Origin of the sequence: Solibacillus sp. FSL R7-0682 (genome assembly GCF_038005985.1) — a bacterium.
Taxonomy (GTDB): domain Bacteria; phylum Bacillota; class Bacilli; order Bacillales_A; family Planococcaceae; genus Solibacillus.
The window spans coordinates 88,782-97,500 of sequence record NZ_JBBOUI010000001.1 but is presented as its reverse complement, the minus strand read 5'-3'; the positions used below and the strand labels follow the sequence as shown (position 1 = coordinate 97,500).

At 40.3% G+C, this 8,719-nt stretch carries 10 protein-coding genes; all 10 read right to left on the bottom strand.

Going from position 1 to position 8,719, the window contains the following annotated elements:
* Nucleotides 1–106: 106 nt before the first annotated feature.
* The gene (lysS, locus tag MKZ17_RS00485) at nucleotides 107–1,609 is read right to left on the bottom strand and encodes a lysine--tRNA ligase (protein WP_340721884.1); all 1,503 of its coding nucleotides are present in this window, start codon (nucleotides 1,607–1,609) and stop codon (nucleotides 107–109) included.
* A 204-nt stretch (nucleotides 1,610–1,813) separates the two neighbouring features.
* The gene (gene dusB, locus MKZ17_RS00480) at nucleotides 1,814–2,848 is read right to left on the bottom strand and encodes a tRNA dihydrouridine synthase DusB (protein WP_340721883.1); all 1,035 of its coding nucleotides are present in this window, start codon (nucleotides 2,846–2,848) and stop codon (nucleotides 1,814–1,816) included.
* A gap of 18 nt (nucleotides 2,849–2,866) precedes the next feature.
* A complete protein-coding gene (locus MKZ17_RS00475) occupies nucleotides 2,867–3,070 on the bottom strand; it encodes a helix-turn-helix domain-containing protein (RefSeq protein ID WP_340721882.1) in 204 nt (67 codons plus the stop codon).
* Nucleotides 3,022–3,543 (bottom strand): 2-amino-4-hydroxy-6-hydroxymethyldihydropteridine diphosphokinase, encoded by a 522-nt coding sequence (gene folK, locus MKZ17_RS00470; protein ID WP_340721881.1) that lies wholly within the window; start codon nucleotides 3,541–3,543, stop codon nucleotides 3,022–3,024. The genes MKZ17_RS00475 and folK overlap by 49 nt, the downstream gene beginning before the upstream one ends.
* Nucleotides 3,540–3,908, bottom strand: coding sequence for a dihydroneopterin aldolase (gene folB, locus MKZ17_RS00465; RefSeq protein WP_340721880.1), 369 nt, complete (start codon nucleotides 3,906–3,908; stop codon nucleotides 3,540–3,542). The genes folK and folB overlap by 4 nt, the downstream gene beginning before the upstream one ends.
* A gap of 10 nt (nucleotides 3,909–3,918) precedes the next feature.
* A complete protein-coding gene (gene folP / locus MKZ17_RS00460) occupies nucleotides 3,919–4,782 on the bottom strand; it encodes a dihydropteroate synthase (protein WP_340721879.1) in 864 nt (287 codons plus the stop codon).
* The gene (pabC, locus tag MKZ17_RS00455; RefSeq protein ID WP_340721878.1) at nucleotides 4,776–5,630 is read right to left on the bottom strand and encodes an aminodeoxychorismate lyase; all 855 of its coding nucleotides are present in this window, start codon (nucleotides 5,628–5,630) and stop codon (nucleotides 4,776–4,778) included. Before pabC ends, folP begins: the two co-directional genes overlap by 7 nt.
* Entirely contained in the window at nucleotides 5,630–6,211 is a 582-nt protein-coding gene (gene pabA / locus MKZ17_RS00450; protein ID WP_340721877.1) for an aminodeoxychorismate/anthranilate synthase component II, read from the bottom strand. The genes pabC and pabA overlap by 1 nt, the downstream gene beginning before the upstream one ends.
* A complete protein-coding gene (locus MKZ17_RS00445) occupies nucleotides 6,208–7,617 on the bottom strand; it encodes an anthranilate synthase component I family protein (RefSeq protein ID WP_340721876.1) in 1,410 nt (469 codons plus the stop codon). Before MKZ17_RS00445 ends, pabA begins: the two co-directional genes overlap by 4 nt.
* 155 nt (nucleotides 7,618–7,772) lie before the next feature.
* Complete coding sequence (cysK, locus tag MKZ17_RS00440; RefSeq protein WP_340721875.1) at nucleotides 7,773–8,708, bottom strand: cysteine synthase A; 936 nt, start codon at nucleotides 8,706–8,708, stop codon at nucleotides 7,773–7,775.
* Between the last annotated feature and the right edge of the window lie 11 nt (nucleotides 8,709–8,719).

Sequence of the window (8,719 nt, the reverse complement as noted above, 5' to 3'; positions counted from 1 at the left end):
TTTTAATTACTTTCTTCTATATAAGAAGACACTACATACCAAACGTTTAACATAATTAAAAAAAGAGAGGAATGTCAAAATAACATCCTCTCTCATTCATTAAAAACTATTTTGAAACGTGACGCATTGTTGGGAATAATAGTACGTCGCGAATTGAAGGTGAATTTGTTAGTAACATAATTAAGCGATCAATACCAATACCTAGTCCACCAGTTGGCGGCATACCATATTCTAATGCCTCAATGAAGTCGTTATCCATTTCATGCGCTTCATCGTTACCAGCCGCTTTTTCTGCCATTTGTGCTTCAAAGCGTTCACGTTGATCGATTGGATCATTTAACTCCGTGAAGGCATTGGCATGCTCCCGACGAACGATGAATAACTCGAAGCGATCCGTGAAGCGTGAATCCTCTGGGTTTTTCTTCGCAAGAGGTGAGATTTCAACAGGGTGACCTGTAATGAATGTTGGTTGCACTAACGTCTCTTCGACTTTTTGCTCAAAGAATTCATTAATAATATGACCAACTTCATGCGATTCTTTAATTTCTACGCCATGCTCAGCTGCATGTGTGCGTGCTTCTTCCACCGTCATCGGTGCCCAGAAATCTACACCAGTCGCTTCTTTAACTGCATCTACCATATGCAGTCGTTTCCAGCCTACACCTAATTCAATTGTGTCTTCCCCGTATTGTACAGAAGTTGAACCTAACACATCTTGCGCAACGTGTGCGATTAAGTTTTCTGTTAAGTCCATAATATCTTTATAATCTGCATACGCTTCATATAATTCAATCATTGTGAATTCAGGATTGTGACGTGTTGAAATTCCTTCGTTACGGAATACACGGCCAATTTCATATACTTTTTCTAATCCACCAACGATTAAACGTTTTAAGTGTAGCTCAATTGCGATACGCATGTATAATTCCATATCTAATGCGTTGTGGTGTGTAATGAACGGACGAGCAGCTGCACCACCAGCAATTGTGTGTAACATTGGTGTTTCTACTTCTAAATAGCCATTGTTATCTAAATAATTACGTATTGCACGGATAATTTTAGAACGCACGATGAATGTGTTTTTGCTTTCTTCGTTTGTCATTAAATCTACGTAGCGTTGACGGTAACGTTGCTCGATATCTGTTAAGCCGTGGAATTTGTCTGGTAACGGGCGCAATGCTTTTGTTAAGAAAGTGAACTCAGTCGCTTTTACTGATAACTCTCCTACTTGTGTACGGAATACATTCCCTTTAACTCCAACAATATCACCAAGGTCAGCTTTATTGAATAATTCATATGCTTCCTCACCAATTGCATCTTTACGTACGTAAATTTGGATTTGGCCACCTAAGTCTTGAATATGCGCAAAACCAGCTTTACCTTTACCGCGCTTTGTCATAATACGTCCTGCGATTACCACTTCGCGTAAATTTTCTTCAAGTTGCTCTTTATCGAACTGCTCGTTTTCTGCAATTACTTCGTTTGATAAATGTGTACGATCAAAACGGCCACCGAATGGGTCCATACCGTTCTCACGAATATCAGTCATCTTTTGGCGTCTCACCAAAAGTTGGTCGTTTAATTCTTCGATATTTGACACGTGTCTCACTCCTTCATAATTTTGCGCTCATGTCACGGCACAATTGTCCATAATGTTTCTATTGTACAGTATTTTAATAGGTGATTCATCTGTTTCGAATTAATTTGAAATGTTTAATAATTCTGTTAAATGATAGTTTTAGCAAAATATCACTCTCATTTACACCCATACAAAAAAGGGGCCGCTTCCCTAGCGGACACCCTTTCTTTTAGTTTATACCATTTCTAATTGAGCTTGCTCATCCTGGATTGCATCTTGTTCGTATTCCGCAACCACACCATTAATTAACATACGTAACTCTTGCTCAGTCTCCGCCATGTTAATAGCATTACGGATTTTTCCGTTCCCACGTATACCTTTTAAGTACCATGAAGCATGCTTGCGCATTTCACGTACAGCAACTACTTCACCTTTTAGTGCTTTTAAGCGTTCAAAGTGAAGCAAACAAACGTCCATTTTTTCGCGAACTGATGGCTCTGGCGTAAGCTCTCCTGTTTCTAGATAACGCACCGTTTGATACATCATCCACGGATTTCCTAGTGCCGCGCGACCAATCATAACTGCATCTGCCCCTGTATGCTCTAAAATACGCTTTGCATCTTGTGGCGTTTCTACATCCCCATTGGCAATGAATGGGATATTGATGTTTTGCTTAACTTCCGCTAATACATCCCAGTTTGCTTTACCTTCATACATTTGTACACGCGTTCGACCATGCATCGCAATTGCCGCTGCACCTGCACGCTCTGCTGCTTGTGCATTTTCTACCGCAAATACACGTTCGTCGTCCCAACCGATACGCATTTTTACGGAAACAGGCTTATCCACGGCATCTACTACTGCCGAAACCATTTCGTAAATTTTATTCGGATCAAGGAGCCATTTTGCACCGGCTTCACATTTAATGATTTTATTTACAGGACAGCCCATATTAATATCAATAATATCCGCTGTCGTATTTTTATCTACATACTTTGCAGCTTGAACAAGATTATCCTTATCGCCACCGAAAATTTGTAATGTTAATGGATTCTCACGCTCATCAATATAAAGCATGCCCATTGTTTTTTCATTGCGGAAATTGATTGCCTTATCACTAATCATTTCTGCATAAACAAGACCTGCACCAAACTCTTTAACCGTTAAACGGAAAGCCGAATTACAAATCCCTGCCATTGGAGCAAGAACGACACGGTTGTCCATTACAATGTCGCCAATTTGGAAAGGTTTTTGCTCGATGTTTGACATCATATTCCCTCCATAAGGTTATTGACCTTTTAATTCCTCAATATCTATCGATAGCTCATCTGCAATCGTTTGGAGCGTTTCTTCTTTAGGCAGTTTTTCGCCTCGCTCGATACGCCCTAAAGTTGTCACAGATATGCCTATACGTTTTGCAAATTCTGTCTGTTGAATTCGTTTTAACTTTCGAAAGGCACGAATTCTTCGGCCGTATTGACCTTTTTCCAAAGCTTGACGCCCTCTTTCTGCAAATCAAATGCTTGTAGTGCTTGTTGCACATCCTCAAGCATATCATATTTTGGCGTCATAATCTCCTGAAGCGGTACTAGAACGAAAGCACGTTCATACATTCTTGGATGCGGGACGATTAAGCTTTCAGTCTCAATATTTTCGTGATTATATAGCAAAATGTCAAGGTCAATAATTCGAGGACCCCATCTGAATTCACGGATACGCCCTAATTTATTTTCAATCCCTTGGCAAATCGCTAGCAAATTAGCCGCGTCAACGGGCGTTTCTAGCGCGACCGCAATATTTAAAAAGTCAGCTTGCTCTGTATAGCCGACCGCTGCAGTTTCATATATTGAAGAAATAGCTGTAATTGTAATGGCATCATGCCCACTTAGTAAACGAACAGCCTCTTGTAAATTTTGCTCTCGTTCGCCAATATTCGTTCCAATCGATAAAAAGGCTCTATTCATATAAATGTACCTCTTGTAATATCGACCGCTACTTCTTTGTAGTGCCCTGGAATTGGAGGGTCAGGTTTTACAACTTCTATGCGGCAACCAAATACTTGCCCTTCATATTGTGTAAGAATACGCATTGCGATCGTTTCAGCAACAGCCTCAATTAACTTAAACGGCTTGCCTTCAATAATTTCTTTGCAAATATCGTAAACACCCACATAGCTTACTGTATCGTCTAACTCATCCGTTTCCCCTGCGCGCTTTATATTAACCGCCAATGAAACGTTTGCACGAAAGCGTTGACCTAATACATTTTCTTCTGGTAGAACGCCGTGATAACCAAAAAACTGCATTTCTCTTAAATGAATGTAATCCATCGTTAACTCCTTAATGTCTCGGTGTTAATTCACCTTGTACTAAAAACTTCCCTACTAATGCATCCATCATTTTGACTGTACGTGCGACTTCCTTCACATCATGCACACGCATCATGTGACAGCCCTTTTGTACACCGAATGCACAAGTAGCTGCTGTTCCTTCCACACGCTCATCTACCGGTAAATCCAAAACTGCACCTATCATACGCTTACGTGAAGTAGCCAATAGAACTGGATAGCCAAGTGCGACAAGCTCATCTAAGCGTTGCATTGTTTCAATACTTTGTGCCAAGTTTTTCACAAAGCCAATTCCCGGATCAAGAAAAATATGATTGTCAGGAATACCTGCTTGTTTGGCAATCATAATACTTTCTTTTAAATCTTCTATAAAATCTTCAAAATAATTCGTGTACTCGGCAGATTCACGGTTGTGCATTAAAATAATTGGAACGTTTAGCTCTGCCGCCACCTGTACCATTTGTGGATCCGCCTTTGCACCCCAAATATCATTTATCATATGTGCACCCGCTTCAATAGCTGCTTTGGCAACTGTTGCTTTATACGTATCTACGGAAATGATCGCTGGCACTTCTTTTACTAATGCTTCAATGACAGGGGTAATACGCGCGATTTCCTCTTCATCAGAAATTCGTGTGTAGCCTGGACGTGTTGATTCTCCCCCAACATCGATAATCTTTGCGCCCTCTGCAACCATTTTTTTCGCCTGTGCGACGGCTGCTTCCACAGAGTCAAATTGCCCACCATCCGAAAAGGAATCCGGTGTGACATTCAAAATTCCCATAACAAATGTTTCTTTCATAAAATCAAGCTCAATGCCATTCAAAACAAGTGGCTTTTTATAGTTTTCTAACATTTATGTTCTCCTAAATGTGCTACGATTTTTTGCAAATATGCATTGTGTAATTGTTGATAGTATTTACCTTCAGCACCCGCAAAACGAATGCCTCCAATACAGACAATTGGCACTAGCTCTTGAACCGCCGTTGTAACGAAGCATTCATCCGCCTGTTCAAGTTCCCACTTCAAAAAGCGTCCCTCACGCACAGGAATCACCAAACGCTCTGCCAGTCCAATGACGATTTGGCGTGTAATCCCATTTAAAATGCCTGTTTCAACAGAAGGCGTATATAGTATACCATCTTTTATCCAAAATACATTCGACGTAATCCCTTCCGCCACAACGCCTTGTGCATCGGTAAAAAAGCCTTCATATTGAGCTAGATTTGGTAGCTCCATTCGTGCTTTTACGTTGTTTCCATAATGGTGGCTTTTTAGACGTATTTGTTGCTCAGGTGTATTACGCACCGTTTGTAGCCATACCGCTTCTTTTTCTTTACCGCGTACAATGTTAGGTAGTTCTTTTCGAAAAAGAATAACTGTTGGGGAATTGTATTCGGTTGGGGAAAGTCCAATCGGATGAGCACCCGCGGAGACGTTCAAGCGGAAATAACCTTCCTGACCATCCTGTTCATTTAACTTTTTAATAACTGCTTGAATTTCATTAATTGTATAAGGAAATGCAATCCGATATTCCTTTAACGCTTCAAGCAATCGATTGAAATGTTCTTGTAAGTAAACAGCTTGTCCCTCATATGTGCGAAACGTTTCAAAAAATCCTAGACCGTATAAAAAGCCATGATCAAATGGTGAAATTGTTAAATCCTTTTCATCCATATAACGACCATTCATCCAACAAAGCATTACTTCACCACCTGACAATAAAGCTCTATAAACGTACGTAACAGTTGCTTACCATCTTCCGTCATAATGGATTCTGGGTGATATTGTACGCCTTCAACCTGGTACTCTTTATGTCGTAACCCCATAATTTCGCCTTCTTCCGTCCAGGCAGTCACTTCAAGACAATCTGGTAAGGATTCCGGTTCAACAATGAGCGAATGATAACGTGTTGCAGCAAAGGGACTTGTATTTTTATAATGCAGTCCAATTCCTTTATGAAACACCGGGGACGTTTTACCATGCATTAAGCGTTCTGCCCTTACGACCTTTCCGCCAAATACTTGTGCAATAGCCTGATGCCCTAAGCACACACCTAAAATCGGAATCTTTCCAGCAAAATGCGCAATAATGTTTAAGCTTTCCCCTGCTTCGTTTGGTGTACAGGGCCCTGGCGAAATTACTAACATCATTGGGGCAAGCTGTTCAATTTCTTCGATTGTAATGTCATCATTCCGTCTTACAACGAGCTCATGTCCGAATTCACCAAAATATTGTACTAAGTTGTACGTAAAGGAATCATAATTATCAATCATTAAAATCATCGAACCACCCCTTCTGCCATTGCCTTTGCTTGCCACATTGCTTTTGCTTTATTCATCGATTCAATGTATTCATTTGCTGGAATTGAATCGATGACAATACCTGCACCTGCTTGAATATAGGCCATTTCGTCTTTAATATATGCTGTGCGAATGACGATATTTAACTCTAAATCGCCCGTATAACCAATCCAGCCAATCGATCCTGTATAAAGCCCGCGCCGAACAGGCTCTAATTCTTCAATAATTTCCATCGTTCTGATTTTTGGTGCCCCCGTAATCGTGCCCCCAGGGAACATGGCACGAATGACATCTGTATTCGTTTTTCCTGTCGCAACTTTGCCACGGACGTTGGATACAATATGCATAACGTGAGAGTAATACTCAATCACCATAAATTCATTCACTTCTACTGTTCCGTATTCACAAACTCTCCCTAAATCATTGCGCTCTAAATCAACAAGCATAACATGTTCTGCCCGTTCTTTTTCGTGATGGATCAACTCGTTGGCAAGTGCTTCATCTTGTTCTTTCGAATCACCGCGAGGACGTGTCCCTGCAATTGGCCTAGTTGAAAGCTCTTGGCCTTTTCGCTTCACGAGTAATTCCGGAGAGCCACTTACAACAGCAAAATCTTCACTTTCAATATAAGCCATATATGGCGAAGGATTAAATGAACGAACTGCTTCAAATACCGTAATCGGCGCAGTTTGTAACCTTTTCCCTTGGCGCACTGATAGGTTCACTTGGAAAACGTCGCCTTGCCCGATATATTGCTGAATCTTTTCTACAGCCCTTTCAAAATCTTCGTCTTGGAAGGATACTTGTAATTCATTATCATCTTGTTTAATATCTTTAGCCGCCTCTTGATTGAAATGGCGGTTTTCCAGACCTAATGTCGCCTGTTTTTGCCACGCCTCACGCCATTCATTCAAATCAACTGAACTATTCTTAAGCTTCATTAATGTTACTTCATCTGTTTTTACATTATGTACTGCCCATGATTCAAATAAATAAAAGAAAATATCCGGTACTTGAAGATCATCTTCTGCTAGTGCAGGCAATACCTCAATTGTGCGAGCATAGTCATACGAAATAAATCCAATTGCTCCACCTTGGAAATCTGGTAAATTTGGAATTGGCGCATAGTAATAATCTTTTATTAATACTTCAAGTTGTTCAAGCGCTTCCCCTTGTCTTACTTCTACCTCGCCAGATTGCCATGTAATTTGTAGGCCTCCCTGGATAGATTTAGTCGTCGCAATTGGTTGCCATGCCGCAATCGAATAATGGCCACCACGACCACTTTCCAAAAATACTCGTGCCTTTTCATTTTTTGTTTGTTGTTGAAAACTATAATAAAACTCATCTTTTGTCAGTGAAAAAGTTTGGTACTCTACTTGCTGCATACATTTAACACCTGCTTTTCTTATTTTCTTAATTAAACTCGAAAATGCTGGAAAAATCCATTTATTAATGATAAGCGGTGAATTTCAGTATTAAATAGACAAAAAACCACTCTATAAGTTCGCACTCATAGAATGGTCTAATATAAATTTTATGATTAGTCTTCAAATTGGTATAAAGGAGTAGATAGGTAGCGTTCACCGTTTGATGGGATAATCGCTAATACGTTTTTACCTTTACCTAGACGTTTTGCTGTTTCAATCGCTGCATAAATAGCTGCACCAGACGAAATACCAGCTAAAATACCTTCTTCACGTGCTACTTTACGTGCATTCTCGAATGCCACTTCATTTTCTACTGGGAACACAGATGTATACACTTCTGTATTTAATACATCTGGAACAAATCCAGCACCAATCCCTTGAATTTTGTGTGGACCAGGGTTACCACCTGAAAGGACAGGAGAATCTTTTGGCTCAACTGCTACAATTTCAATTTCTGGGTATTTCTCTTTTAATACTTCACCCGCACCTGTAATCGTACCACCTGTACCAACACCAGATACGAAAGCATCTAATTGTAAACCTTCTTCTTCAAATGCCGCAATAATTTCTGGTCCTGTTGTTAATCGGTGGATTTCAGCATTTGCTTCGTTTTTGAATTGCTGTGGTAAGAAGTAGCCTTCTGAAGCAGATAATTCTTCTGCTTTTGCAATTGCACCTTTCATCCCTTCTGGACCTGGTGTTAATACTAAGTCTGCGCCATATGCACGTAATAAGTTACGACGCTCTAATGACATTGTTTCTGGCATTACTAAAATCGCTTTGTAACCTTTTGCTGCAGCGATCATCGCTAGACCGATACCTGTGTTACCTGAAGTTGGCTCGATAATTGTCCCACCCGGCTTTAATGTGCCATCTTTTTCTGCCGCTTCAATCATCGCTAAAGCTAAACGATCTTTTACAGAAGAACCTGGGTTGAAGTACTCAAGCTTAACATATACCGTACCTTCATTTTCATTTGTTGCATTGTTTAATTTTACGATTGGTGTGCGTCCTACTAAGTCCGCCACTGAATTTGCTAATTTGCTCATTTAAACTAATC

What these genes read in the sequence shown, in the direction of transcription:
- MKZ17_RS00445 (WP_340721876.1), bottom strand. Translation starts at nt 7,617, where the DNA reads ATGCAGCAAGTAGAGTACCAAACTTTTTCACTGACAAAAGATGAGTTT.
- folB (WP_340721880.1), bottom strand. Translation starts at nt 3,908, where the DNA reads ATGGATTACATTCATTTAAGAGAAATGCAGTTTTTTGGTTATCACGGC.
- cysK (WP_340721875.1), bottom strand. Translation starts at nt 8,708, where the DNA reads ATGAGCAAATTAGCAAATTCAGTGGCGGACTTAGTAGGACGCACACCA.
- dusB (WP_340721883.1), bottom strand. Translation starts at nt 2,848, where the DNA reads ATGTCAAACATCGAGCAAAAACCTTTCCAAATTGGCGACATTGTAATG.
- pabC (WP_340721878.1), bottom strand. Translation starts at nt 5,630, where the DNA reads ATGCTTTGTTGGATGAATGGTCGTTATATGGATGAAAAGGATTTAACA.
- folK (WP_340721881.1), bottom strand. Translation starts at nt 3,543, where the DNA reads ATGAATAGAGCCTTTTTATCGATTGGAACGAATATTGGCGAACGAGAG.
- folP (WP_340721879.1), bottom strand. Translation starts at nt 4,782, where the DNA reads ATGTTAGAAAACTATAAAAAGCCACTTGTTTTGAATGGCATTGAGCTT.
- pabA (WP_340721877.1), bottom strand. Translation starts at nt 6,211, where the DNA reads ATGATTTTAATGATTGATAATTATGATTCCTTTACGTACAACTTAGTA.